The sequence below is a fragment of the Streptomyces sp. NPDC046379 genome (genome assembly GCF_055587785.1).
This window is the reverse complement of sequence record NZ_JBVJFP010000015.1, coordinates 39,368-62,726: the sequence shown is the minus strand read 5'-3', so window position 1 is coordinate 62,726 and position 23,359 is coordinate 39,368. Positions and strand designations below refer to the sequence as shown.

The 23,359-nt window shown below is 72.7% G+C and carries 23 protein-coding genes and 1 tRNA gene; 11 read left to right on the top strand and 13 right to left on the bottom strand.

All coding sequences use genetic code 11. The annotated features are described in order from the left end of the window. Positions 1-76: 76 nt before the first annotated feature. The 3 genes from ACZ6KF_RS25015 to ACZ6KF_RS25005 all read right to left on the bottom strand — a co-directional run bounded on the left by ACZ6KF_RS25015 (position 77) and on the right by ACZ6KF_RS25005 (position 3,551). Positions 77-961: an SDR family oxidoreductase gene (locus ACZ6KF_RS25015; protein WP_469240437.1), complete on the bottom strand. Its 885-nt coding sequence runs from the start codon at positions 959-961 to the stop codon at positions 77-79. Continuing rightward, a complete protein-coding gene (locus tag ACZ6KF_RS25010; protein ID WP_356628511.1) occupies positions 958-1,932 on the bottom strand; it encodes an alpha/beta fold hydrolase in 975 nt (324 codons plus the stop codon). Before ACZ6KF_RS25010 ends, ACZ6KF_RS25015 begins: the two co-directional genes overlap by 4 nt. Before the next feature lie 80 nt (positions 1,933-2,012). Next, the gene (locus tag ACZ6KF_RS25005; RefSeq protein ID WP_469240435.1) at positions 2,013-3,551 is read right to left on the bottom strand and encodes a flavin-containing monooxygenase; all 1,539 of its coding nucleotides are present in this window, start codon (positions 3,549-3,551) and stop codon (positions 2,013-2,015) included. A gap of 177 nt (positions 3,552-3,728) precedes the next feature. On the opposite strand from ACZ6KF_RS25005, the gene ACZ6KF_RS25000 reads away from it, so the two are divergent. Beyond that, positions 3,729-4,352, top strand: a complete 624-nt coding sequence (locus ACZ6KF_RS25000) for a MerR family transcriptional regulator (RefSeq protein WP_356628509.1) — start codon at positions 3,729-3,731, stop codon at positions 4,350-4,352. On the opposite strand, the gene ACZ6KF_RS24995 is transcribed toward ACZ6KF_RS25000, so the two are convergent. Next, positions 4,349-5,176, bottom strand: a complete 828-nt coding sequence (locus tag ACZ6KF_RS24995) for an exodeoxyribonuclease III (protein WP_356628242.1) — start codon at positions 5,174-5,176, stop codon at positions 4,349-4,351. The two genes, ACZ6KF_RS25000 and ACZ6KF_RS24995, sit on opposite strands and share 4 nt — an antisense overlap. A gap of 47 nt (positions 5,177-5,223) precedes the next feature. On the opposite strand from ACZ6KF_RS24995, the gene ACZ6KF_RS24990 reads away from it, so the two are divergent. Beyond that, on the top strand, positions 5,224-5,700 hold the full coding sequence (locus ACZ6KF_RS24990; RefSeq protein WP_356628240.1) for a GNAT family N-acetyltransferase: 477 nt from the start codon (positions 5,224-5,226) through the stop codon (positions 5,698-5,700). 110 nt (positions 5,701-5,810) lie between these two features. Here ACZ6KF_RS24990 and ACZ6KF_RS24985 read toward each other — a convergent pair. The 7 genes from ACZ6KF_RS24985 to galU form a co-directional block, all read right to left on the bottom strand. After that, a tRNA-Ala gene (locus ACZ6KF_RS24985) sits at positions 5,811-5,884 on the bottom strand. 55 nt (positions 5,885-5,939) lie between these two features. Beyond that, positions 5,940-7,067 (bottom strand): divisome protein SepX/GlpR, encoded by a 1,128-nt coding sequence (gene sepX / locus ACZ6KF_RS24980; protein WP_469158706.1) that lies wholly within the window; start codon positions 7,065-7,067, stop codon positions 5,940-5,942. A gap of 180 nt (positions 7,068-7,247) precedes the next feature. Further along, on the bottom strand, positions 7,248-7,907 hold the full coding sequence (locus tag ACZ6KF_RS24975) for a GNAT family N-acetyltransferase (protein WP_469158705.1): 660 nt from the start codon (positions 7,905-7,907) through the stop codon (positions 7,248-7,250). 17 nt (positions 7,908-7,924) lie between these two features. Continuing rightward, entirely contained in the window at positions 7,925-8,431 is a 507-nt protein-coding gene (locus ACZ6KF_RS24970; protein ID WP_356628234.1) for a MogA/MoaB family molybdenum cofactor biosynthesis protein, read from the bottom strand. Next, complete coding sequence (moaC, locus tag ACZ6KF_RS24965) at positions 8,428-8,907, bottom strand: cyclic pyranopterin monophosphate synthase MoaC (protein ID WP_356628232.1); 480 nt, start codon at positions 8,905-8,907, stop codon at positions 8,428-8,430. The genes ACZ6KF_RS24970 and moaC overlap by 4 nt, the downstream gene beginning before the upstream one ends. A gap of 81 nt (positions 8,908-8,988) precedes the next feature. Next, the gene (gene glp / locus ACZ6KF_RS24960) at positions 8,989-10,317 is read right to left on the bottom strand and encodes a molybdotransferase-like divisome protein Glp (RefSeq protein ID WP_469240433.1); all 1,329 of its coding nucleotides are present in this window, start codon (positions 10,315-10,317) and stop codon (positions 8,989-8,991) included. Continuing rightward, the gene (galU, locus tag ACZ6KF_RS24955; protein ID WP_356628228.1) at positions 10,314-11,225 is read right to left on the bottom strand and encodes a UTP--glucose-1-phosphate uridylyltransferase GalU; all 912 of its coding nucleotides are present in this window, start codon (positions 11,223-11,225) and stop codon (positions 10,314-10,316) included. Before galU ends, glp begins: the two co-directional genes overlap by 4 nt. Before the next feature lie 168 nt (positions 11,226-11,393). Between galU and ACZ6KF_RS24950 the strand changes: the two genes are divergently transcribed. Then, positions 11,394-11,954: a 5-formyltetrahydrofolate cyclo-ligase gene (locus ACZ6KF_RS24950; protein WP_469240431.1), complete on the top strand. Its 561-nt coding sequence runs from the start codon at positions 11,394-11,396 to the stop codon at positions 11,952-11,954. An 85-nt stretch (positions 11,955-12,039) separates the two neighbouring features. On the opposite strand, the gene ACZ6KF_RS24945 is transcribed toward ACZ6KF_RS24950, so the two are convergent. Continuing rightward, positions 12,040-14,844, bottom strand: a complete 2,805-nt coding sequence (locus tag ACZ6KF_RS24945) for a penicillin acylase family protein (RefSeq protein ID WP_356628224.1) — start codon at positions 14,842-14,844, stop codon at positions 12,040-12,042. Between the two features lie 218 nt (positions 14,845-15,062). Between ACZ6KF_RS24945 and ACZ6KF_RS24940 the strand changes: the two genes are divergently transcribed. From ACZ6KF_RS24940 to mscL, 6 genes are all read left to right on the top strand, one after another. Then, entirely contained in the window at positions 15,063-16,562 is a 1,500-nt protein-coding gene (locus ACZ6KF_RS24940; protein ID WP_356628507.1) for a potassium/proton antiporter, read from the top strand. A gap of 221 nt (positions 16,563-16,783) precedes the next feature. Further along, positions 16,784-18,073 (top strand): MFS transporter, encoded by a 1,290-nt coding sequence (locus tag ACZ6KF_RS24935; protein WP_469240429.1) that lies wholly within the window; start codon positions 16,784-16,786, stop codon positions 18,071-18,073. 67 nt (positions 18,074-18,140) lie between these two features. Then, positions 18,141-18,440 carry an FmdB family zinc ribbon protein gene (locus ACZ6KF_RS24930; protein ID WP_356628220.1) on the top strand — a complete coding sequence of 100 codons (300 nt, stop codon included), beginning with the start codon at positions 18,141-18,143 and terminating at the stop codon, positions 18,438-18,440. A 100-nt stretch (positions 18,441-18,540) separates the two neighbouring features. Further along, entirely contained in the window at positions 18,541-19,476 is a 936-nt protein-coding gene (locus ACZ6KF_RS24925) for an S-methyl-5'-thioadenosine phosphorylase (RefSeq protein WP_469240428.1), read from the top strand. A gap of 264 nt (positions 19,477-19,740) precedes the next feature. Further along, positions 19,741-20,409 (top strand): hypothetical protein, encoded by a 669-nt coding sequence (locus ACZ6KF_RS24920; RefSeq protein ID WP_469240426.1) that lies wholly within the window; start codon positions 19,741-19,743, stop codon positions 20,407-20,409. Positions 20,410-20,550: 141 nt separating this feature from the next. Further along, complete coding sequence (gene mscL, locus ACZ6KF_RS24915; RefSeq protein WP_356628214.1) at positions 20,551-21,027, top strand: large conductance mechanosensitive channel protein MscL; 477 nt, start codon at positions 20,551-20,553, stop codon at positions 21,025-21,027. 19 nt (positions 21,028-21,046) lie between these two features. Here the strand turns inward: mscL and ACZ6KF_RS24910 are convergent, their stop codons facing one another. Then, positions 21,047-21,316 carry a hypothetical protein gene (locus tag ACZ6KF_RS24910; RefSeq protein WP_469240424.1) on the bottom strand — a complete coding sequence of 90 codons (270 nt, stop codon included), beginning with the start codon at positions 21,314-21,316 and terminating at the stop codon, positions 21,047-21,049. 92 nt (positions 21,317-21,408) lie between these two features. Here ACZ6KF_RS24910 and ACZ6KF_RS24905 point away from each other — a divergent pair, with 92 nt between their 5' ends. Together ACZ6KF_RS24905 and ACZ6KF_RS24900 are read left to right on the top strand one after the other, a co-directional pair. After that, on the top strand, positions 21,409-22,434 hold the full coding sequence (locus ACZ6KF_RS24905) for a P1 family peptidase (RefSeq protein ID WP_469240422.1): 1,026 nt from the start codon (positions 21,409-21,411) through the stop codon (positions 22,432-22,434). Positions 22,435-22,602: 168 nt separating this feature from the next. Then, complete coding sequence (locus tag ACZ6KF_RS24900; RefSeq protein WP_469240420.1) at positions 22,603-23,349, top strand: DUF6227 family protein; 747 nt, start codon at positions 22,603-22,605, stop codon at positions 23,347-23,349. The last annotated feature ends 10 nt before the right edge of the window (positions 23,350-23,359 follow it).

Genomic DNA, 23,359 nt, shown 5'->3' with positions numbered 1-23,359 from the left:
GCTCGCATTTCGATCAGTGACGGACCGTAGCGGAGCGTGGCCGGCCCGGACCGGCCCGGCGGATGCCCGACGTTTCCTACTTCTCGCGTACGGCGCGCTCCTGTTCGTCCGCCGCGCCGCCCGCCCCGACGAGCCCGATGCGCATGCCGTCCAGCCGGTCCGCGAAGCGCCGCATCTCGCGCTGCCCCACGGTCCCGATGAGCGCCGGCAGATACCCGCGCACGCCCTGCATCCCGCGCAGCCACCACTGCCCGTACACATGGGCCGACCGCCGCTCGATCCCGGCGACCATCCGGTCCACCGCGGGGCCCAGCGGATAGGTCTTGTTGGACGGCCACGGCAGCCGCTGCCGCAGCTCGCGCATGACGTCGTCCTGGTCGGCGCCGCGCACCATGTCGGTGTCCGTCCAGGACAGATAGGCGACGCCGACCTTCACGCCCTTGTGGCCGACCTCGGCGCGCAGGCTGTGCGCGTACGCTTCGACGCCCGACTTGGAGGCGCAGTACGCGCTCATCATCGGCGCCGGGGTGATCGCGGCGAGGGAGGCGACCTGGAGCAGATAGCCCCGGCTCGCCGTCAGCGCCGGCAGGAACGCCCGCGCGGTGACCGCCGATCCGACGAGGTTGACCTCGATGACCCGCCGCCAGGCGACCGGGTCGGACTCGGCGAAGGGGCCGCCGGTCGCGACACCGGCGTTGGCGACGACGATGTCGACCTTCCCGAACCGCTCCTCCACCTCGGCGGCGACCGCCGTCATGGCCTCGTGGTCGGTGACGTCGGCGTGCCAGACGCCGCTCTCGCCGTGCAGCCGGGACGCGACCTGCTTGAGGGCGTCCGGTTCCAGGCCGACCAGGGCCACCTTGGCGCCGCGCACCGACAGTTTGCGGGCGAGCAGCTCGCCGACCCCGCGCGCGGCCCCGGTGACGACCGCGACCCGTCCCTCCAGGCTCGTCCTGCTCATGCGCCCTCCTCGACCGGTGCGGCGACCGGTTCCTCGACGTCCTGGGCCGGTGCCGTGACCGGTTCCGTGCGCGGCCTTCCCGCCATGTGGGCGGTGACCAGTTCGCGGATCTTCGCCGTGATCAGCTCGGGAGCCTCCACCGGCGTCATGTGCCCCAGCCCCGGCAGCTCGGTCAGTCCGGTGCAGTCGGGCAGGGCGTCGGCCAGCCTGCGCGCGTGCACGGGCGGGGTCAGCCGGTCGCGCAGGCCCACGACGACGGCCGTCGGCACCGTCAGTTCCCGTGCCCCGTGGTCGAGGTCGAGCACGCCGAGGACCTGCGACCAGGCGTGCCGCGCCCGGCGGTGGCAGCCGTGCACGATCCGCGCGCACGCCTCCACCATCTCCGGGGACGAACCGGGGCCCATCGTCCCGTACTTGAGGATCCGGCGGGCGAGCGGCGTGACCGGTCCCAGCGGCGCGCGGGAGCCGAGGACCTGACGGGTGAGCACGGTGCGCAGCCGCCCGGGGCGCAGCGGCAGCACCGTCGACTCGTCGATCAGCCGCGAACTGCCCGTGCTGCACAAAAGCGCCGCCGCGGCGTGCTCCCGGAAGCCGTCCCGTCCGGCGGCGGCCAGGATCGTCATGGCGCCCATGGAGTGGCCGGCGATCACGGCCCGCTCGCCGGGCGCGAGGGTGGCGGCGAGGACGGCCTCGAGGTCGTCGGCGAGGGCGTCGGTGCCGCAGGCGGGGTGGGCGGGGGTGCGTCCGTGGCCGCGCTGGTCGTAGGCGATCACGCGGTGGTCGGCGGCCAGGGCGCGGATCTGGGCGGCCCAGAAGGCGGTGGAGCAGGTCCAGCCGTGGACCAGGACGACGGCGGGGGCGCCCTCGGGGCCGTGCACCTCGACGTGCAGCCGGGCGCCGTCGGCGGAGACGGCGGTGAGTTCGCGGGCGGCGACGGGCGGGGCGTAGGGGCCGGTGCGGACGTGGGCGATCCGGGCGGCGCGCGGCGTGCGGCTCGCGCGCGGTGAGCGGATCGTCGGACGGAGTGTGCGGCTCGTGCGCGGTGTGCGGCTCACGCGCCCACCTCCGCGGCCTGCCCGGCGGTGACGTCCCGTCCGGTCGCCGGGGGCCGCAGCACCTGGTACTCGGCGAGGTCGACGTGCTTGGTGGCGCGGCGGAACTCGCCGGTCGTGCCGGGCCATACGGTCGTGTTGCGCCCGCCCGCGTCGAGGTACCAGCTGGTGCAGCCGCCGGTGTTCCACACCGTGCGCTTCATCCGCTGCTGCACCCGGTCGGTCCAGGCGCGCACGGCCTGCGGGCGGGCGTCGAGGGCGGCCCGGCCCCCGAGGACGGTCAGCTGGCGCAGGTAGTCGGCCATGTAGTTCAGCTGGGACTCGATCATGAGGATCATGGAGGAGTTGCCGAGCCCGGTGTTGGGTCCGATGACCGTCATCCAGTTGGGGAAGCCGGACATCGACGCCCCGCGCAGGGCCTCCATGCCGTCCTTCCACGCCTCGGCGAGCGTCCGCCCGTCCGCGCCCACCACGCGCTCGGCGATGGGCATGTCGGTGACGTGGAAGCCGGTGCCGAAGACGATCGCGTCGACCTCGGCCTCGCTGCCGTCGGCGGCGACGAGGGTGGAGCCGCGCACCTCGCTCAGCCCGCTCGCCACGACGTCCACATTCGGCCGGGCGAGCGCCGGGTAGTAGGCGTTGGAGAGCAGGATGCGCTTGCAGCCGATGCGGTAGTCGGGGGTGAGCTTGGCGCGCAGCGCCGGGTCCTTGATGGCGCGGGCCATGTTGCGCTTGGCCAGCTGTTCGACCAGGCCCAGTTCGTTGGGGTGCTTGGTGAAGGCCTGGACCTGCAGTTCCCGGATGCCCCACAGCAGCCCGCGCCGCAGCCGGCCGGTCAGCGGCAGCGCCCGGTGCAGCGCGCGCTCGGGGCCGCTGATCGCGCGGTCCACGCGGGGCATGACCCAGGCGGGGGTGCGCTGGAAGAGGGTGAGCCGGGAGACCTCGGGCTGGATGGCGGGGACGATCTGGATGGCGGAGGCGCCCGTCCCGATCATCGCGACGCGCTTGCCGCGCAGGTCGTAGTCGTGGTCCCAGCGGGCGGAGTGGAAGACCCTGCCGGGGAAGGAGTCCAGGCCGGGGACGTCCGGGATCTTGGGGTCGGACAGCGGGCCGGTGGCGGACACGACGAAGTCGGCCGAGAGGTTGCCGCTCGCGGTCTCGATGTCCCAGCGCAGCAGCTCGCTGTTCCAGGTCATCCGCCGCACCTCGGAGCGGAACCGGATGTGCGGGCGGAGCCCGAAGGTGTCGGTCACCCGCTCCAGGTAGGCGCGGATGTGCTCCTGGCCGGAGAAGGTGCGCGGCCAGTCGGGGTTGGGTGCGAAGGAGAACGAGTACAGATGGGACGGCACGTCGCAGGCGCATCCCGGGTAACTGTTGTCGCGCCAGGTGCCGCCGACGCTGTCGGCCCGCTCCAGGACGACGAAGTCGGTGATTCCCTCGCGGCGCAGCCGCACGGCGGCCCCCAGCCCGCCGAAGCCCGATCCGACGACCGCGACCCGTACGTGCCTGCTTTCCTGCTGGTGTTGGTGCTCGGCCATCCCGAAGCCTCCACGCATCGCCTAGGACCTCGCCAGTAAACACTGGCGCAATGGGAGAGTAGAGCAGTGACGTACTGACCGGTAGGGGGCGTGACGAAGAAAGTTACCCTCGGTACGCCATAGGCTTCCGGCGTGGCAGAAGAGGCTGGACGACCCGCTGGACGACGCGAGTACCGCATGGAGGAGCTGGCCAGGCTGGCCGGCATCACGGTGCGCACCCTGCGCTTCTACCGCGAGCGCAAACTGATCGCGCCGCCCCGCAGGGAGGGCCGTATCGCCTGGTACGACGACCAGCACCTGGCGCGGCTGCGGACCATCTCGGCGCTGCTGGAGCGCGGCCACACCCTGAACGGCATCGCCGAGCTGGCGGAGGCCTTCGACCACGGCCGGGACGTCGGCGACCTCCTGGGCCTGGACGCCCCGACCGAGGAGACGCCGGTCCGGCTGACGCCCGAGGAACTCGCCGACCACTTCGCGGGCGAGGTCACCCCGGAGAACCTCGCCACCGCCCTGGAGCTGGGCTACCTCGGCACCGACGGCGAGGAGATCGTGCACATCAGCCGCCGGCTGCTGGAGGTGTCCTCGGCCCTGGTCCGCGAGGGCATCCCGCTGGCGGACGTGCTCGACGCCGGCAGGCGCGTGCGCGAGCACGCCGACGCCCTCGCGGAACTCTTCGCCGACCTGGTCCTGCGGCACGCCCCCGAGGAGGACCTCCAGCGCCTGCGCCCGCTGGCCCGCAGCGTGGTCGACGCGGAACTGTCCCTGGCCCTGGACCGCAGACTGCGCAAGAGGCCGGACTAGCCCTTGTCGTAGACCACGGTCACCGGCGCGTGGTCCGACCACCGCTCGGCGTGGGTCGCGGCCCGCTCCACGTACGCCTTGACCGCCCGCGCGGCGAGAGCGGGCGTGGCGACCTGGAGGTCGATCCGCCAGCCGGTGTCGTTGTCGAAGGCCCGCCCCCGGTACGACCACCAGCTGTACGGCCCCTCGACGTCCGGGTGCAGGGCCCGGACGACGTCGACGTACCCGCCCGCCCGCGGGTCGAGGACGGCGCCGAGCCACTCCCGCTCCTCCGGCAGGAAACCGGAGGACTTGGTGTTGCCCCGCCAGTTCTTCAGGTCGGCCTTCTCGTGCGCGATGTTCCAGTCCCCGCAGACGAGCACCTCGCGCCCGTCGGCGGCGGCCCGCTCGCGCAGCTCCTTGAGATACGCCAGGAACTCCCCCATGAACCGCATCTTCTCGTCCTGCCGCTCGGTGCCGACCTCGCCGGAGGGCAGATAGAGCGAGGCGACCGTCACACCGGGCAGGTCCGCCTCGACGTACCGGCCACTGGCGTCGAACTCCGACGACCCGAAACCGACCCGCACGGCGTCGGGCGCGCGCCGGGTGTAGAGCGAGACGCCCGCGCGCCCCTTGGCGGCGGCCGGGGCGTGGACGACGTGCCAGCCCTCCGGCCCCCGCACGGCCTCCGGCAGCTGCGCCGGCTCGGCCCGCACCTCCTGGAGACACAGCACGTCGGCGGAGGTTCCGGCCAGCCACTCCACGAAGCCCTTCTTCGCGGCGGCCCGCAGCCCGTTCACGTTCACAGAGGTCACAGTCAGCACCCGGGCACGATACCGGCACACTGGACCAGGCAACGTTCCCGATTCTGCATAGAAGTACGATACTTGACATGATTATTCGCCCCGTCCCGTTCGACCACCCCGACGCCGTGAAGCTCAACGACGAGGTCCAGGCCGAGTACCACGAGCGCTACGGCGACGGCGGCGACGCCACCGTCCTCGCCCCCGCGGATTTCCGGCCGCCGAACGGCGTCTATCTCATCGCCTACGACGAGGCCGACCGCCCCGTCGCCACGGGCGGCTGGCGCAGCCGCGACCAGAACGACGAGGGCAACGAGGACGGCGACGCCGAGCTGAAGCGCATGTTCGTGATCAAGGAGCTGCGCGGCCGTGGTCTCGCCCGCCGCATCCTGACCGCACTGGAGGACGACGCCCGCGACGCCGGCCGCGTCCGCATGGTCCTGGAGACCGGCACCCAGCAGCCCGAGGCGATCGCCCTCTACACGTCCAGCGGCTATGAGCCGTGCGCCAAGTTCGGCTACTACCGCCACCACGAGGCGAGCCGCTGCTACGCGAAGTTCCTCTGAATCCGGTTGACGAACCGAAGGGCGGGAAACGAAAAAGATCCCGCCCGATCAACCGATCGGGCGGGATCTGATCAACCAACTCCGGGTTTCCCCGGGGGTGGTTGTTGCGGTGGACCTGAGGGGATTTGAACCCCTGGCCCCCTCGATGCGAACGAGGTGCGCTACCGGACTGCGCCACAGGCCCTTGCAACGAGTGAAACTTTAGCACCCCGATCGGCGTGCTTGAAAATCCGTTCCCGCTACTCGTTGGCGGCGCGCGGTCGCTCCCCGTCCTCGTACTGGTCGTACTGGTCGAACAGCGGCGTGTGGCCCCGCTCCCGGGCCCGGCGGGCCGAGGCGGCGCGGCGGGCGTCGGTGCGGCCGTCGCCGTCGGCGCGGTCCGGGGCCCGCGCCGGCTCGGGGACGGCCGGCTGCTCGGGCTCCGCGACGGGGCCGGAGCGGGCCGAGCTCCACGCGTCGGGCGCGCCCAGGTCGACGTCGGCCGTGGCGCGCGGGGCGACCGGGGCCGTCACATACGTCGGCAGGGGCACCGGCACCGGCTCCCAGCTGTCGCCCCGGCCGGGCCGCAGCTGACGCTCGCGCTGCTGGTCGACCCACTCGGCGTGGTCGGTCTGCTCGACCAGGGCCCGTCGGTCCGCGGCGAGCGCCGCCATGCCGGAGTCGGTCTCCGGCTCGGGGTGGTGGTCCTCGGCGTCGTCGGCCTCGGCCTCCTCGGGCGCCTGCCGGCGCGGGCGACGGGCGCGCTCGCGCAGCCGCTGCGCGGCGTCCTCCGCCTGCCTCCGGTCCATCTGGTAGGCGAAGCGCCGGCGCTCCTGGGAGCGCAGATACGCGATGTACGCGCTGAGCAGCACGGCCGGCACGCCCGGCGCCCACAGGAAGGCCAGCCCGCCCACGGCCGCGACGATCGCGCCCGCCGTGAAGGCGAGGAACAGGACCACGGTGGTGCGCCGCCGCCGGGCGAGCACCTTCATGCGCTGGGCGCGCGCCGCTGCCGCCTCCGCGCCGGGCGCGTTGCGGGCGGCAGGCACCCGCCCCCGCACCGGTGCGCTCTCGGCGGCCGGCGCCGGCAGGGGCGCCTCGGTGCGGGGCCGGGCCGGGGGCACGGCGAAGGCCCGGACGTCCACCGAGTCGGTGACCGCGTCCGGGTCGTCCTGGCCGGGCTCCCCCTCGTCGGCGGAGCGCGCCTGCAGGTCCTTGGCGTACCGGCGCTCCATCCCCGCCCGTCCGGACAGGAGCCGGATGGCGGTGCTGAAGCGTTCCGTGGGACGGGCCTCGTTCAGCTCGTCCTGCCTACGGAGCCACATGGGCACCAAGTAGGCGGCCCAGGCCCCGACGATGACTGCGTAGATGAGGCCGCTGCTGCTCACGCCTCACACGGTAGAGGGGTTTGCGTGAGGCCATCTGCCAATTGAGCCGGTGTGTCGCACGATCCGGCTGATATTTCGAGCTTTTTTTGCGAACCATCCGATCAGCAAGCGGCCGGGCCGGTGAATTCTGTGGGCCGGATCGGTCATCCGCCGACCAATTTCGAACACCTATTCCATTTTTCAGTTCTGCGAGTTCGGCGGGCCGCTCCGCTGCTCGCTGCGCTGCTGCTCATCGCGCTGCCGCTCGGCCAGTCCCCGGGTGCGGCGCCAGCGGGTGAGCAGCCCGTCGGGGACTTCCTCCGCGGTGAGCGCGAAGACCAGGTGGTCGCGCCAGGCGCCGTCGATGTGGAGATAACGGGGACGCAGTCCCTCGTGCCGGAATCCGAGTTTCTCGACGACCCGGCGGCTCGGGCCGTTCTCGGGGCGAATGCAGACCTCGATGCGGTGCAGTCCCACGGTGCGGAAGCAGTGGTCCACGGCGAGCGCGACGGCGGTGGGCATCACCCCGCGCCCGGCCACCGCCTCGTCCACCCAGTAGCCGACGTGGCCCGAGCACATCGAGCCCCAGGTGATCCCGGCGACCGTGAGCTGCCCGACCAGCTGCCCCCGGTACTCGATGACGAACGGCAGCATCCGGCCCGCGCCCGCCTCGGAGCGCAGATGGCGGACCATCTGGCGGTAGGTCGGCCGGTGGGTGACCGGCCCGCCGGGTCCGGGCGGCGGGATGGTCGCCTCCCAGGGGCGCAGCCAGTCGCGGTTGCGCCGGTTGACCTCGCGCCAGGCACGCTGGTCGCGCAGCTTTATGGGCCGCAGGACGACATCGCCCTCCGCAAGCTCCACGGGCCAGGACGCGGTGTTCAGCTCGCACCCCCGCTTCCGGCGCCGGGTCCGGGATGGTCCCCGCCGCGCAACTGGTCCACGGCGTGCTTCAGCAGCGGCTCCAGCACGGCCAGACCGTCCTTCACGCCGCCGCTGGATCCGGGCAGGTTCACGATCAGCGTCCCGCCCGCCACCCCGGCCAGACCCCGGGAGAGCGCCGCCGTCGGCACCTTGTCCCGGCCGTACGCGCGGATGGCCTCCGCGATGCCGGGCACCTCGTGGTCGATCACCCGCCGGGTGGCCTCCGGGGTGCGGTCGGTGGGCGAGATGCCGGTGCCGCCGGTGGTGACGACGACGTCGTACCCGGCCTCGACTCCCGCGCGCAGGGCGGCCTCCACGGGGTCGCCGTCGGGGACCACCTGCGGGCCGTCCACCGTGAACCCGAAGCTCCGGAGGCCGTCCGCGACCAGCGGGCCGCCCTTGTCCTCGTAGACCCCGGCGGCGGCCCGGTTCGAGGCGGTGACGACGAGTGCGCGGTAGCTCATGCCCTGCTCCAGTCGCCGGACTTCCCGCCCGTCTTCTCCTCCACCCGCACGTCCGTGATGACCGCCTTCTTGTCGACCGCCTTGACCATGTCGATCACGGTGAGCGCGGCGACCGAGACCGCGGTGAGCGCCTCCATCTCGACGCCCGTGCGGTCCGTGGTCTTCACCGTGGCCGTGATCTCCACGGCGTCGTCCGCGACCGACAGGTCCAGTTTCACACCGGACACCGACAACGGGTGGCACAGCGGGATCAGGTCGGGGGTGCGCTTGGCGCCCATGATGCCCGCGATCCGCGCGGTGGCGAGGGCGTCGCCCTTGGGCAGGCCCTCGCCGCGCAGCAGCTCGACCACGCGGGGCGAGACCAGGACCCGTCCGCTCGCACGCGCGGTGCGTGCGGTGACGTCCTTGCCGGATACGTCGACCATGCGGGCGGCGCCCGCGTCGTCGAGGTGCGTGAGTCGGTCCTGCGTGCTCATCTGTGACGCTCCCGGTCCGGGCCCGGCGCCCCGCGGCGCTCGGGCCAGTCGTGGCGACACGGTACCGCCAACACGGGGCGGTCAGCCGAGCAGGACCACCTCGACGTCGGCGTCCGACGCGAGCGTCTCGACGTCCTCGGGAACGACGATCAGCGCGTCGGCGTGCGCGAGGGCGGCGACCAGATGGGAACCGGCCCCGCCGACCGGCCGCACCGTGCCCGCACCGGCGTCGTGGGCGCCGCGCAGGAACTGGCGGCGGCCCTGGGGCGAGGTCAGCTCCCGGTCGGCGACGAGCCTTGCCCGCGCGCGGGGCCGGTGCACGTCGGGGAGCCCCATCAGGGTGCGGATGGCCGGGCGGACGAACAGCTCGAAGGAGACGTACGACGACACCGGGTTGCCCGGCAGGGCCAGCAGCGGGGTGTGCTCGGGGCCGATGGTGCCGAACCCCTGGGGCTTGCCGGGCTGCATGGCGAGCTTGCGGAAGTCGACGCCCGCGCCCGGCTCGTCCTCGTCGCCGACGTGCGCCAGCGCCTCCTTGACGACGTCGTACGCCCCCACGCTCACCCCGCCCGTGGTGACCACGAGGTCGGCGCGGACGAGCTGGTCCTCGATGGTGGTGCGCAGGGTCTCGGCGTCGTCGGTGACGGCGCCCACGCGGTAGGCGATGGCGCCGGCGTCGCGGGCCGCCGCGGTCAGGGCGAAGCTGTTGGAGTCGTAGATCCGGCCGGGGCCCAGCTCCTCGCCGGGCTGCGCGAGTTCGCTGCCGGTGGACAGGACGACCACGCGCGGACGGGGCCGCACCCGGACGGTCCCACGCCCGATGGCGGCGAGCAGCGAGATCTGCGGCGGGCCGAGGATCGTGCCCGCCTCCAGGGCGCGGTCGCCGGCCCTCACGTCACTGCCCTTGGCGCGCACGTGGGCGCGCGCCTCGGCGGGCCGGTGCACCCGGACCTGCCCCGAGGCGCCCTCGGGGGCGACGCTGCGGGCGCGCATCCCGCTCACCGGGCCCTCGCCGAGCCCGCCGTCGGTCCACTCCACGGGGACCACCGCCTCGGCGCCGGGCGGCAGCGGGGCGCCGGTCATGATGCGGGCGGCCTGCCCCGGCCCCACCTGGAGGAGCTCGCCCTGGCCCGCCGCGATGTCCCCGATCACCTCGAGCACGGCGGGGAACTCCTCGCTCGCGCCCGCGACGTCCGCGACCCGCACCGCGTAGCCGTCCATGGAGCTGTTATCGAACGGCGGCAGGGAGACCGGCACCGTCACGTCGTCGACCAGGACGCAGCCCTGGGCGTCGAGCAGTTGCAGCTCGATGGGTTCCAAGGGGCGGACGGTGGCGAGGATGTCCTCCAGGTGTTCGTCCACCGACCACAGGTGGTCCTGGCCGGCGGCGCGGGGCGCGGCGGTGCTCAAAGCGACTGCATCTCCTCGGTGACGTATTTGCGGAGCCAGGTCCGGAACTCCGGTCCCAGATCCTCACGTTCGCACGCGAGTCTGACAATGGCACGCAGGTAGTCGCTGCGGTCGCCGGTGTCGTAGCGGCGGCCCTTGAAGACGACGCCGTGCACCGGGCCGCCCACCGTCTCGTCGGCGGCGAGCTGCTGGAGGGCGTCGGTCAGCTGGATCTCGCCGCCGCGGCCGGGCTCGGTCCGGCGCAGTACGGCGAAGATGCCCGGGTCGAGGACGTAGCGGCCGATGATGGCGTAGTTGGACGGGGCGTCCGCCGGATCCGGCTTCTCGACCAGCCCGTTCACCTTGACGACGTCGCTGTCCTCGGTGAGGTCGACGGCGGCGCAGCCGTAGAGGTGGATCTGCTCGGGCGCGACCTCCATGAGCGCCACGACGCTGCCGCCGCGCTGCTCCTGGACCTCGATCATGCGCTGGAGCAGGGGGTCGCGCGGGTCGATCAGATCGTCGCCGAGGAGGACGGCGAAGGGCTCCGAGCCGACGTGCGGGGCCGCGCACAGCACGGCGTGACCCAGCCCTCTGGGGTCGCCCTGGCGCACGTAGTGCATCGTGGCCAGGTCGCTCGACTCCTGCACCTTGGCGAGGCGGTGGGCGTCGCCCTTGCTCGCCAGGGCGGACTCCAGCTCGTAGTTGCGGTCGAAGTGATCCTCCAGCGGGCGCTTGTTGCGGCCCGTGACCATGAGGACGTCGTCGAGACCGGCGGCCACGGCCTCTTCGACCACATACTGGATCGCCGGTTTGTCGACCACCGGCAGCATCTCCTTGGGAGTGGCCTTGGTGGCCGGCAGGAACCGGGTGCCGAGGCCCGCTGCCGGGATGACAGCCTTGCTGATCCTGGGGTGTGACTGGGTCATGCACGCCACCATATCGGGTGCCTTTGCACGGAATCCGAGGCTCCGATTAATTCGCTCTCATATGAGCGCAATGCGAAGGCACAGCACACGGAGACGGGAGCGACGGTGAGTCACAGGGGACGTACGGCCGACAGTGACAAGCGGACATTGCGGCGGGAGATCCTCTCCATGAGGAACAGGTTGACGCCGGATGACGTACGGGTGGCGGCGGCCCGGTTGGCCGAACGGGCGCTCGAACTGCCCGAGCTGGCCGGGGCGGACACGGTGGCGGCGTACGTCTCCGTGGGCGCCGAGCCCGGCACGCTCGCCCTGCTGGACGCCCTCCGCGCGCGGGGGGTGCGTGTCCTGCTGCCGGTGCTGCTGCCCGACAACGACCTGGACTGGGGCGAGTACACCGGCGCCGGTGACCTCGTCACCGTGCGGCACGGCGGGCGGATGGCCCTGCTGGAGCCGGCCGGCGAGCGTCTCGGCCCGGACGCGGTGACGACCGCGGGCGCGGTCCTGCTGCCCGGCCTCGCGGTCGACGCGCGCGGGATGCGGCTCGGGCGCGGCGGCGGCTCCTACGACCGGGTCCTGGCCCGGCTGGAGCGTGCGGGGTCGCATCCCGCGCTGGTGGTGCTGCTGTACGACACGGAGGTGGTCGGGCACGTTCCGGCCGAGCCGCACGACCGGCCGGTGCGGGCCGTCGTGACGCCGTCGGGCGTACGCCGCTTCGGACGACCGGGGTAGGCCGCGCGCCGAGTGCAAGGGAAACGGCCCTCCACGCGCGCGTGGAGGGCCGTTTCCGTGCCGCCGGCCTTCGCCGGCCGGCGGCTCACGGCTTGAGCAGCAGGGTGTCCTCGGTGGACTTCTTCACGGCCTTCTCGGAGAACGACCAGTCCAGCAGCTCGCCCTTGGCCCACTTGTCCGTCTGGTCGGTGTAGTGGGCGTTGAAGGCGTGCCCGGAGGCGCCGGTGAGGTTGATCCACTTGGACTTGTCGAGATCGTCCAGGTTGACCACCATCCGCATGGAGGGAACCCAGACGACGCCGTAGCCGCCGGCCGCGTTCCAGCCGCTGGCGTTGACCGTCGCCTCGCCGCCGCTGAGCTTCCAGGGGCCGCGGTTGAGCGCCTTCTGCAGGAAGCCCGGGCCGTCGGTGCCGAGGGTCTGGTTCTTCAGGAACAGGCGGTGCAGCCGGCCCCAGCTCCAGGTGTCGATGTCCTTGCCGAGCTTGGCGGTCAGCTCCCAGCGGGCGTCGATCAGGGCCCGCCTGAACAGCTCGTCGCGGTTGTCGGCGCCGGGGCGGGTGCCCGCCGCGCGGGCCTGCCACCAGTCGCTGTCCTCGTCGTCCATCAGCCGGCGCACGACCTCGAACCAGCGGTCGCCGCCGTCCGGCTGGGCCTGGTCGGCGTCGCGCCGGCCGCACTCGCGCACCCGGCGGTCGTCGTCCACCGGACCGGTGGTGTCGACCGGCTCCACCCACAGGCACTGGCCCTTGACGCGCAGCTCCTTGGGCAGCTTGTTGCCGAACGCGAGCTTGAGGACGTTGCGCCAGACCGAGTTGAAGTACGCGGCGGCGGCCGAGTCGGCGTCCTGGGTGTAGTCCCAGCCCTCCAGCAGCTTCTGCGCCTCGCGGACGTCCTTGTCGCCGACGTCGATCTTCAGCAGCTGGGGCACGAGCAGCTTGGCGATCTCGCTGCTGTTGTCCAGCTGCATCTGGCGCATGTCCTCGGGAGACACCTTGCCGCCGCCCTTGATCTTCGACTCGATCAGGTCGGTGATCCGCTGGCTGCGCGCGCCGTAGCCCCAGTCCGTGGTGAGCGTGAACGGGTAGTCCTCGTCGACGACGGCCTGGTTGGCGGTGACGATGTAGCCGCGGTCGGGGTTGTACTCGTACGGCAGGGCGTCGCGCGGGATGTACTCCTTCCAGCGGTACTTCGGGTCCCACCCGGGCGCCGGGAGCGAGCCGTCGTGGCCCTCCGCGCGCGTGGGGATCTTCCCGGGCAGGGTGTAGCCGATGTTCCCGTCCGTGTCGGCGTAGACCAGGTTCTGCGACGGCACGTCGAACAGGGCCGCGGCGGAGCGGAACTCCTCCCAGCCGGAGGCCCGGTTCATCGCGAAGACGGCGTCCATGGTGGTGCCGGCCTCCAGCGCGGTCCAGCGCAGGGCGATGCCGTAGCCGTCGCCGCGGTCGGGCGCGGCGGTGTCGACGGCGGCCTTCTTGCCGACCGTCAGCAGTTCGTCGTCGCGGTCGGACAGCAGGGGGCCGTTGTTGGTCTCGCGGACCACGATCTCCTTGGGCGAGCCGCCGGCGACCTCGATGGTCTCCTCGCGCGTCTCGAACGGGACGACCTTGCCGCCGTACTGGTAGCCGTCGCCGGTGAGCTTCTCCAGGTAGAGGTCGGTGACGTCGACTCCGGAGTTGGTCATCCCCCAGGAGATGTCCCGGTTGTGGCCGATGATCACGCCGGGCAGGCCCGCGAAGGTGTAGCCGGAGACGTCGTAGCGGCACTTCTCGGAGACCGAGCGGCAGTGCAGGCCCATCTGGTACCAGACGGACGGCAGCGAGGCCGACAGGTGCGGGTCGTTGGCCAGCAGCGGCTTGCCGGTGATGGTGTGCTCGCCGCCGACGACCCAGGAGTTGGAGCCGATGCCGTTGCCGTTCACGCCGACGGCCTCGGGCAGGTCCTCCAGGGCGCCGTACAGGCCCGACAGCTGCGTCTGCAGGGCCGTGCCGGCGGCGGAGTCGGCGGCGGCCGGATCGGCGGTGCCCGTCCCCGGGGAGACCGCTCCCGTTCCGTCGCCCGTCTCCAGCGCACTGCCGGACGTGCCGTCCTCGCTCGCGGTCTCGCCCTGCTGGTACGTCCCGGTCGTCTCGTCGTACTGCCCCTCCTGCACGATCGCCTTGTTGCGGTCGTACGGGTAGGGCGGGTACAGGTCCTCGATCTGCTGCGGGCCGAGGCGGCTGGTCATCAGGGAGCGGTCGATCTCGTCCTGCATGTTGCCGCGCAGGTCCCAGGCCATCGCCTTGAGCCAGGACACCGAGTCGACCGGGGTCCACTTGCCGGGCCGGTAGTCGTTGCTGAAGCCCAGGGCCGCGTACTCCAGGGAGATGTCCTCCCCGTCCTTGCCCTCCAGGTAGGCGTTCACGCCCTTGGCGTACGCCTGGAGGTACTTCTTCGTCTCGGCCGAGAGCTTCTTGTCGTACTCCTCCCGCGCGACGCGCTCCCAGCCCAGGGTGCGCAGGAACTCGTCGTTGTCGACCTGGCTCTTGCCGAACATCTCCGACAGACGGCCGGCGGTCATGTGCCGGCGCACGTCCATCTCGTAGAACCGGTCCTGCGCCTGGACGAAGCCCTGCGCCATGAACAGGTCCTCCTCGGAGGAGGCGTAGATCTGCGGGATGCCGTAACCGTCCCGCCGGACGTCCACGGGGCCGGAGAGCCCGTCGAGCGTGATCGATCCCTTGGTCTGCGGGAAGGAGGCGCGCACGGTGCTGATGGTCCAGTACGCCCCGAAGGCGAGGCCGCCGACGACGGCCAGCACGAACACCAGCACGACCAGTCGGGCTCTGCGCCCCTTCTTCCTGCCGGACTTGCCGGGCTGCTGACCCGTTGAGGCGGTGGTGTTGGGGGGCATCGCTGTCCTTGCTGTCCTAACGCGAGCGGCAGGTCGGGCTGTGACTTTGAATGAGCGCTGGAGCAACCATAGGCGCAGCGCCCCGTGCGACTTGACGCGGAGTGGGGAACCGGCGCGGACGGACGTTCGATCTCCCCGGGTGAAGCGTCAAGAAATCGTCAAGAGTTAGGTAAGGTAATGAAGTAACCGCGTCAGGAAAAGCCCGGAAGGAACGGCCGCTGACTGTCCACGACCTCAACCAGCTCCTCCTCGTCTGCTCGCTCGTCCTGCTCGTCGCCGTGGCAGCGGTCCGGATCTCCTCGCGCAGCGGGCTCCCCAGCCTGCTCGTGTACCTGGGCATCGGCGTCCTCATGGGCCAGGACGGCATCGGCGGCATCCACTTCGACAACGCCGAACTGACCCAGGTCATCGGCTACGCGGCCCTCGTCGTGATCCTCGCCGAGGGCGGTCTGGGCACCAAGTGGAAGGAGGTCGGGCCGGCCCTGCCCTCCGCCACCGCGCTGGCGCTGGCCGGGGTCGCGGTGAGCGTCGGGATCACGGCGTCGGCGGCGCACTACCTGGTCGGTCTGGAGTGGCGGCAGGCTCTGATCATCGGCGCGGTCGTCTCCTCCACGGACGCCGCGGCCGTCTTCTCCGTGCTGCGCAGGATCCCCCTGCCCGCGCGGGTGACGGGCACCCTGGAGGCCGAGTCCGGCTTCAACGACGCCCCGGTGGTCATCCTGGTGGTGTCCTTCTCCGCCGCCGGCCACTTCGAGCACTGGTACGTGCTGCTGGGCGAGATCGCGCTGGAGCTGGTCATCGGGGCGGCCATCGGACTGGCCGTCGGCTGGCTGGGCTCCTGGGGGCTGCGGCACGTGGCGCTGCCCGCCTCCGGCCTCTACCCGATCGCCGTCCTGGCCATCGCCGTCACCGCGTACGCCGCGGGCGCGCTGGCCCACGGCAGCGGCTTCCTCGCCGTCTACCTCGCCTCGATGGTGATGGGCAACGCCCGCCTGCCGCACTGGCCCGCCACGCGCGGCTTCGCCGAGGGGCTCGGCTGGATCGCGCAGATCGGCATGTTCGTCCTGCTCGGCCTGCTGGTCACCCCGCACGAGCTGGGCGACGACTTCCTGCCCGCGCTGCTGATCGGGCTCGTGCTGACCATGGTGGCCCGCCCGCTGAGCGTGGTGCTGTGCCTGACGCCGTTCCGGGTGCCGTGGCAGGAGCAGACGCTGATGTCCTGGGCCGGGCTGCGCGGCGCGGTGCCCATCATCCTGGCGACCATCCCCATGGTGAGCGGCGTCGACGGCAGCCGGCGCATCTTCAACATCGTCTTCGTCCTGGTCGTCGTCTACACCCTGGTCCAGGGCCCGACCCTGCCCTGGCTGGCGCGCAAGCTGCACCTGGGCGACGGGTCGACCGCCTCCGACCTCGGCATCGAGTCGGCCCCGCTGGAGCGGCTGCGCGGGCATCTGCTGTCCGTTGCCATCCCCGAGGGGTCGCGGATGCACGGCGTCGAGGTCAACGAACTGCGGCTGCCCGCCGGGGCGGCGGTCACCCTCGTCGTGCGCGAGGGCAAGTCCTTCGTCCCGCTGCCCACGACCGTGCTGCGCCGCGGCGACGAACTCCTCGTGGTCGCCACCGACCCGGTCCGCGACGCCGCGGAACGCCGGCTGCGCGCGGTCGGCCACGGCGGCAAGCTGGCCGACTGGCTGGGCGCCACGGGAGAACCGCGGTGACGTGCGCACCTTCACAGGTGGACCGGCCGCCCCGCCCTGTACGATGAAGGCGCACGTTGATCGAACCACCTCTGCCTGACGCAGGGCTGGCGCGACCGCAAGGCGGCCGGAACGCCCCCCTCACTCCTGTGGGCGCCGGTATCTACCGCAGTTCCGCGCACGAGGACAGCTCTCGGCGCCCCCGCACGGGCGCGCTACCAGGCGGCAGAAAGGCACGGGCCGTGGCATCCACGGTCACCCGTCCGGCGAAGAACGCGCCGGCCCCCTCCCGCCCGGGATACGGGCAGCTGCTGCGCACCCGCGGCGCCTGGACGTTCCTGCTTCCCGGCTTCGCGGCACGCCAGCCGTTCGCGATGCTGACCCTGTCCATCGTCCTGCTGGTGCAGCACACCACCGGCTCCTACGGCGCCGCGGGCGCCGCCGCGGCCGTCACCGGCGTCTCCATGGCGCTGTTCGCCCCCTACAGCGGCCGGCTCGCGGACCGCTTCGGGCAGCGCGCCGTCCTGATCCCGGGCGTCCTGCTGCACACGGCCTCCGCCCTCGCCCTCACCGCTCTGGCGCTGTCCGGCGCTCCCCTGTGGGCGCTGTTCGCGGCGGCCGTCCCGACCGGCGCCTCGGTGCCGCAGATCGGGCCCATGGTGCGCGCCCGCTGGGGCGCGAAACTGCAGGGCTCGCCCCTGATGGGCACCGCCGCGGCCTTCGAGTCCGTCACCGACGAGCTGACCTTCGTCGTCGGCCCGCTGCTCGCCACCGCCCTGTGCACCGCCGTCGACCCCGCCGCGGGCCTGCTGACGGAGGCGGCGCTGACCCTGGTCGGCGGGCTGCTGTTCGCCGCGCAGCGCTCCACCCAGCCGGCCGTGGCCGCCGCCGGGCACGCGCGCGTGGAGCACGGTTCCGCGCTGCGCGTCCCCGGAGTGCGGGTGCTGATCGTCGCCTTCCTCGGCATCGGCTCCGTCTTCGGCGGCATGCAGGTGTCCCTGGCCGCGTTCACCGAGTCGATCGGCGAACCCGGCCTGAACGGCGTCCTGTACGGCGTCTTCGCCGCCGGCAACATGCTCGCGGGCATCGTCTGCGGCGCCGTCGCCTGGAAGGCCGCCCCGCACCGGCGCCTGGTCCTCGGCTACGGCGCCCTGGCGCTGGCCGCGTCGGGGCTGTGGGCGGCGGACTCGGTCCTGCTGCTCGCCGGGGCGGGTCTGTTGGTCGGCATGTGCATCGCGCCCGCGCTGATCACCGGCTACACCCTGGTGGAGGGCCTGGTCCCGGCCGGGGCGCGCACCGAGGCGTTCACCTGGCTCACCGGCGCGGTGGCGCTGGGGCAGGCCGCCGCCGTCACGGTCGCCGGACAGCTGGAGGACCGCCTGGGGGACGGCTCCGGGTTCCTGGTGCCGCTCGGCGGGACGGCGCTCGCGCTGGTGACGCTGGTGGCGCTGCGTTCCCGGCTCGTTCCGCGGCCCCAGGGGCGGACCGTCGCGCGTGGCGTCGGTCACCGCTCGGCGGTCGCAGTGGACTGATCCCGGGGAATGCGTCACTATGGACCGTCGTTAGCACTCATTGAGTGAGAGTGCCAGGAGGAAGACAGTGCCGACCTACCAGTACCAGTGCACCGAGTGCGGCGAGGGCCTCGAGGCGGTGCAGAAGTTCACCGACGACGCCCTGACCGACTGCCCCAACTGCGGTGGCCGCCTGAAGAAGGTGTTCTCCGCCGTCGGCATCGTCTTCAAGGGCTCCGGCTTCTACCGCAACGACAGCCGCGGCTCCTCGTCGAGCAGCTCGCCCGCGTCGTCCGCGAAGCCGGCCTCCTCGACGACCTCGTCCTCGGACTCGTCGTCGTCCTCCGGTTCCGGCACCTCCTCCTCCAGCGGCAGCACGGCCGCCTGAGACAGGTTCCCCGAGACCTCGTCGTCACCGGACGGCGAGGTCTCCGGCGTTTTCGCCACCGCTCCTCGGCTCCGTTCCACCGCCCGCTACTGTGCTGGTCATGGCGAACGCAGAGAGCGGTGCAACGGCCGGGACGGACGCGGTGCCGGAGGCAGAGGCGGCGAACAGCGCAGGGGCGGCGGCACGGGCCGAGGCGGCGAACGGCGGGCGGGCCGAGATCGGCGTCATCGGCGGGTCCGGCTTCTACTCCTTCCTGGACGACGTGACCGAGGTCCGGGTGGACACGCCCTACGGGCCGCCCAGCGACTCCCTCTTCGTCGGCGACGTCGCCGGCCGCCGGGTCGCCTTCCTGCCGCGGCACGGACGCGGCCACCATCTGCCGCCGCACCGGATCAACTACCGGGCCAACCTGTGGGCGCTGCGCTCGGTCGGCGTGCGCCAGGTCCTCGGCCCGTGCGCGGTGGGCGGCCTGCGACCCGAGTACGGCCCCGGCACCCTGCTCGTCCCCGACCAGCTGGTCGACCGCACCAAGTCGCGTGCGGCCACCTACTTCGACGGGCTGCCGCTGCCCGACGGCACCGTGCCGAACGTCGTCCACGTCTCCCTGGCCGACCCCTACTGCCCCGCCGGCCGGGCCGCGGCGCTGAAGGCGGCACGCGGCCGGGACTGGGAGCCGGTGGACGGCGGAACGCTGGTCGTGGTCGAGGGGCCGCGTTTCTCGACCCGCGCCGAGTCGCTGTGGCACCGGGCGCAGGGCTGGTCGGTGGTGGGCATGACCGGCCATCCCGAGGCGGCCCTCGCCCGCGAGCTGGAGCTCTGCTACACCTCTCTGACCCTGGTCACCGACCTGGACGCGGGCGCGGAGACCGGTGAGGGCGTCTCGCACGACGAGGTGCTGCGGGTGTTCGCCGCGAACGTGGACCGGCTGCGGGGCGTGCTGTTCGACGCGGTGGCGGCGCTGCCGGCGGAGGGGGAGCGGGACTGTCTGTGCGCTTCGGCGCTGGGCGGGATGGATCCGGGGTTCGCGCTGCCGTAAGGGGGTGCGGGCGGGCGCTGCGGTCGGGGCCGGTCCGTGTCTTCGGTGACCGTGGGCCGTGGGCCGTGGGCCGGGGGCCGTGAGCTGCGGGCCGTGAGCTGCGGGCCGCTGGAGGCATCGGCCGGCGGAGGGCGGAGCCTCTCGTTCGAGTGAGGGAGTTTTCCACAACCCGTGGACGATCCACCGGTCTCGGCGGGATTCGGTGCGAAGCCTCATCGTGGACTGCGAACCCGATCCGCCCGAACCGCATCGCAGGTGGTCCGCATGTCGTCGCCCTTTCCTTCTCCGTGTCCTTCTCCCTCTTCATCCGCCTCCTCTCCCTCTCCTCCTCCCTTTTGGTCCGCCTCCTCCCCCTCCCCTTCTCCCTTTCCTTCTCCCGCGCCCGCGCCCTCTTCCGCCGTCTCCCCTCCGCCCGGCGCGGAGGCACCGCCCACCTGCGAGGTGCCGCACTTCGCGCCGGTCCGGGTGCGCGGCGGGCGGTACGGGCTGCACCGGCTCGTACGGCACAGGCGGCGGGCGCTCGCGGCCGGGCTCGCGGTCACCGCCGTGGCGCTGGTGGCGGCCGGCCCGCGTGAGCCGACGGGCCCACGGCACGCCGAGCGGGTCCGTGGGCATCCGGTGGCGGACCGCACACCGGATCGCCGGGCGGGCGCCACCCGGGTCCTGGCGCCGGTCCGGATCGCCGACGCGGCCACGGTCGGACTGCTGCGGCCCGGCGACCGCGTCGACGTCATCGCCGCCGAGGACCCGGCGACGGGCGGCACGGCCCGGGTGGTCGTGCGCGAGGCACTGGTGAGCAGAGTCCCCGAGCCACTGGCCGGCGACGGCGTCGCCGAGGGCGGCGCGCTGGTCGTGCTGTCGGTGCCGCGGGCCGCCGCCGTTCACCTCGCGGGGGCGGCGGCGTCCGCGAGGCTGGCGGTGACGTTGTGTTGAACGGAATCCTGCGGACACCTCGCGAATCGCCGTCAAGTCGCTCGATCGAGCGATCGGATGGGACAGCCTGGCCGCATGCTCACGTAGGTTGCGGAGCTGTTCGTTCTGGAACAGCCGTGTGCGATGAGGAGAGTCCCCGAGGTGAGCGAGAAGAAGGATCCCAGTCTCTGGGAGGGCTTCAAGGCCTTCCTGATGCGTGGGAACGTGGTCGATCTGGCGGTCGCGGTGGTCATCGGCGCCGCCTTCACCAACATCGTCAACGCAGTGGTGAAGGGCGTCATCAACCCGCTGGTCGGCGCGATCGGCACGAAGAACCTCGACAGCTACAGCTCGTGCCTGAAGGGCCCCTGCAAGCTGGCGGCGGACGGCACGGTCAGCAGCGGGGTCATGATCCTTTGGGGTTCCGTCCTCGGGGCCGCGCTCAGCTTTGTGATCACCGCCGCGGTGGTCTACTTCCTCATGGTGCTGCCGATGGCCAAGTACCTGGCTCGCGTCGAGGCCCGCAGGAAGGCGAAGGAGGGCACGCAGGAGGTCATCGAGGTGACCGAGCTGGAGGTGCTGAAGGAGATCCGCGACACGCTGGTCGCCCAGCGGGGTTCGGGCCCGTCCGAGCGATAGCCGGGGCGGGGGCGGCGGCTCAGAGGTGGTGGGGCGGCTTCTCGTCCAGGAAGCGCTTCAGATCGTCGGCGGCGTCGCCGCCGGCGCCCGGCCGGTCGCCCCAGCCGCGGTCCGTGTCGTCCGAGGACTGCCGGTTCAGCGGGTCGTCGAAGACCAGCGCGGCCTTCGGATCGCGCTTCGGCCCGCCCTCCGGGACGCTCTTCGGCTCGCCCTCCGGAGCGCTCTCCGGGACGCTCTTCGGATCCCGCTCTGGATCATGCTTCGGCTCGGGTGCCGAGGAGGTGCTCATGCCTTCAGGGTACGGGGCGCGCGGGAGGGCCCGGGCCGGGAGTGCGGGGCCGACGCGGGACCGTGAGGCCGTGGCGGGCCAGACTGGGGCGCATGACGGTTGACGCACTGACGGACGTGCAGGGGCTACGGGTCGGGCACGCCACCCGCACCGGAAACGGCTGGCTCACCGGGACCACGGTGGTACTGGCGCCGGAGGGCGGCGCCGTCGCCGCGGTGGACGTGCGCGGCGGCGGACCCGGCACCAAGGAGACCGACGCGCTCGACCCGCGCAACCTCGTCCGGACGGTCGAGGCCGTGGTGCTGACCGGTGGCAGCGCCTACGGGCTGGACGCGGCGTCCGGGGTGATGGCCTGGCTGGAGGAGCGCGGGCGCGGGGTTCGCGTCGGGGCCGACCCGGCGCACGTCGTGCCGGTGGTGCCGGCGGCGTGCGTCTTCGACCTCGGGCGTGGCGGCGATTTCCGGGCCCGGCCGGACGCGGCGCTCGGCCGGGCGGCGGTCGAGGCCGCGGCGGCGAGCGAGCCGGGCGCACCGGTGCCCGAGGGATGCGTCGGCGCCGGGACGGGGGCCACGGTCGGGGCGATGAAGGGCGGCGTGGGCACCGCGAGCGTCGTGCTCGGCTCGGGGATCACGGTGGGCGCGCTGGTCGTGGCCAACGCGGCGGGGTCGGCGCTGGATCCGGAGACGGGGGTGCTGTACGGGGAGTTGTTCCAGGGGCGGGTGAGCCATCCGCGGGCGCGGGTGCGGGACGCCGCGCGACGCCGGCTCGCCGAGAGCGAGGCGCGCAACGCGCTGCCGCCGCTGAACACCACGCTCGCGGTGGTCGCCACCGACGCGGACCTGTCGAAGGCCCAGGCGCAGAAGCTGGCCGGGACGGCACACGACGGGATCGCGCGCGCCGTGCGGCCGGTGCATCTGCTGAACGACGGGGACACGGTGTTCGCGCTCGCCACCGGGGCGCGGCCGCTCGACGCCGGGCAGCCGCTGGCGCTGAACGAGATCCTCGCCGTCGGCGCGGACGCCGTCACTCGTGCCATCGTGCGCGCTGTGCGCGCCGCCCGGGCGGTGGACGGGCCCGGCGGGTGCTGGCCGTCGTACACGGAGCTGTACGGCCGGTAAACGCGGTATGGCCTGGGGACATTGACAGTTCGTCGGAAGGGGAGGGAACTCGGTGCACGGTCGGCGCGTTTTTCCGGCGCACGTTTTCTCGGTTCCTGGTCACAATGTCCGGCCGAGGGGCTACGGTATGCACCCACCAGGTGACATGCTGCAACGCCGGGAGAGACCTTGAGCGTTCCGTACGAGACCGAAGCGTACGAACCACCCGAGTCGCCCGAGTCTCCGGAGGAGCACCTCGCGCGGCTGCTCGGCCGCGCCCTCAACTCATTCGAACTGCCCGACGAGATCATGAGCCGGCTCGACTGCGCGCTGGCGCACGACAGCTCGCTGTACTCCGCGCACCACAGCGCCGGTCTGCACCGTGAGACGTACCGGCACACATGGCTGCTCGCCGACGGCTCGGCGCTCACGCTGTGGGAGCTGGTCCACAACCCCACCCCGGGCAGCGCCCCGCAGCACGAGGTGTACATCGACGAGGAGGAACTGCGCGCCGCCACCGGCCGGCTGCCCCTCTCCCCGGAGGCGCCCGAGTTCGAACTGCCGGTGCTGTTACGGCTGTCGGCGCTCCCCGGTCCCCGCCACGCCTATGTGCCGGACGACTCGGCGGACCACGCGCGCCGGCTGCTGCGCCGGGCGGAGAACACCGACGGTCCCGACGCGGAGATCGCCGCGCTGCTGGCCACGGCGTGCGGGCACCAGATCACGCAGGCCTTCGGGCGTCCGAGCCGCACGGGCCGTACCGGGGCGTCGTTCTCGCTGTACGAGCACGCGTTCCTGCTGGCCGACGGGCGTGAGCTGTCCCTGTGGGAGGTCGAGCACACGGCCACCCCGGACGGGCGGCACATGTGCGAGGTCTACGACAGCGAGGACGCCGCCCGGGCGGCGATGGAACGGCGCGCGGCGCAGCGCTCCTAGGCGGCGGCCG

Excerpts from the sequence above, each read along its gene's own strand:
- moaC (WP_356628232.1), bottom strand. The coding sequence starts at position 8,907 with ATGAGCACGCAGGACCGACTCACGCACCTCGACGACGCGGGCGCCGCC.
- ACZ6KF_RS24950 (WP_469240431.1), top strand. The coding sequence starts at position 11,394 with ATGAGGAACAGGTTGACGCCGGATGACGTACGGGTGGCGGCGGCCCGG.
- galU (WP_356628228.1), bottom strand. The coding sequence starts at position 11,225 with ATGACCCAGTCACACCCCAGGATCAGCAAGGCTGTCATCCCGGCAGCG.
- ACZ6KF_RS25015 (WP_469240437.1), bottom strand. The coding sequence starts at position 961 with ATGAGCAGGACGAGCCTGGAGGGACGGGTCGCGGTCGTCACCGGGGCC.
- ACZ6KF_RS24910 (WP_469240424.1), bottom strand. The coding sequence starts at position 21,316 with ATGAGCACCTCCTCGGCACCCGAGCCGAAGCATGATCCAGAGCGGGAT.
- ACZ6KF_RS25005 (WP_469240435.1), bottom strand. The coding sequence starts at position 3,551 with ATGGCCGAGCACCAACACCAGCAGGAAAGCAGGCACGTACGGGTCGCG.
- ACZ6KF_RS24945 (WP_356628224.1), bottom strand. The coding sequence starts at position 14,844 with ATGCCCCCCAACACCACCGCCTCAACGGGTCAGCAGCCCGGCAAGTCC.
- ACZ6KF_RS24920 (WP_469240426.1), top strand. The coding sequence starts at position 19,741 with ATGTCGTCGCCCTTTCCTTCTCCGTGTCCTTCTCCCTCTTCATCCGCC.
- ACZ6KF_RS24905 (WP_469240422.1), top strand. The coding sequence starts at position 21,409 with ATGACGGTTGACGCACTGACGGACGTGCAGGGGCTACGGGTCGGGCAC.
- ACZ6KF_RS24925 (WP_469240428.1), top strand. The coding sequence starts at position 18,541 with ATGGCGAACGCAGAGAGCGGTGCAACGGCCGGGACGGACGCGGTGCCG.
- ACZ6KF_RS24990 (WP_356628240.1), top strand. The coding sequence starts at position 5,224 with ATGATTATTCGCCCCGTCCCGTTCGACCACCCCGACGCCGTGAAGCTC.
- ACZ6KF_RS25000 (WP_356628509.1), top strand. The coding sequence starts at position 3,729 with ATGGAGGAGCTGGCCAGGCTGGCCGGCATCACGGTGCGCACCCTGCGC.
- ACZ6KF_RS24970 (WP_356628234.1), bottom strand. The coding sequence starts at position 8,431 with ATGAGCTACCGCGCACTCGTCGTCACCGCCTCGAACCGGGCCGCCGCC.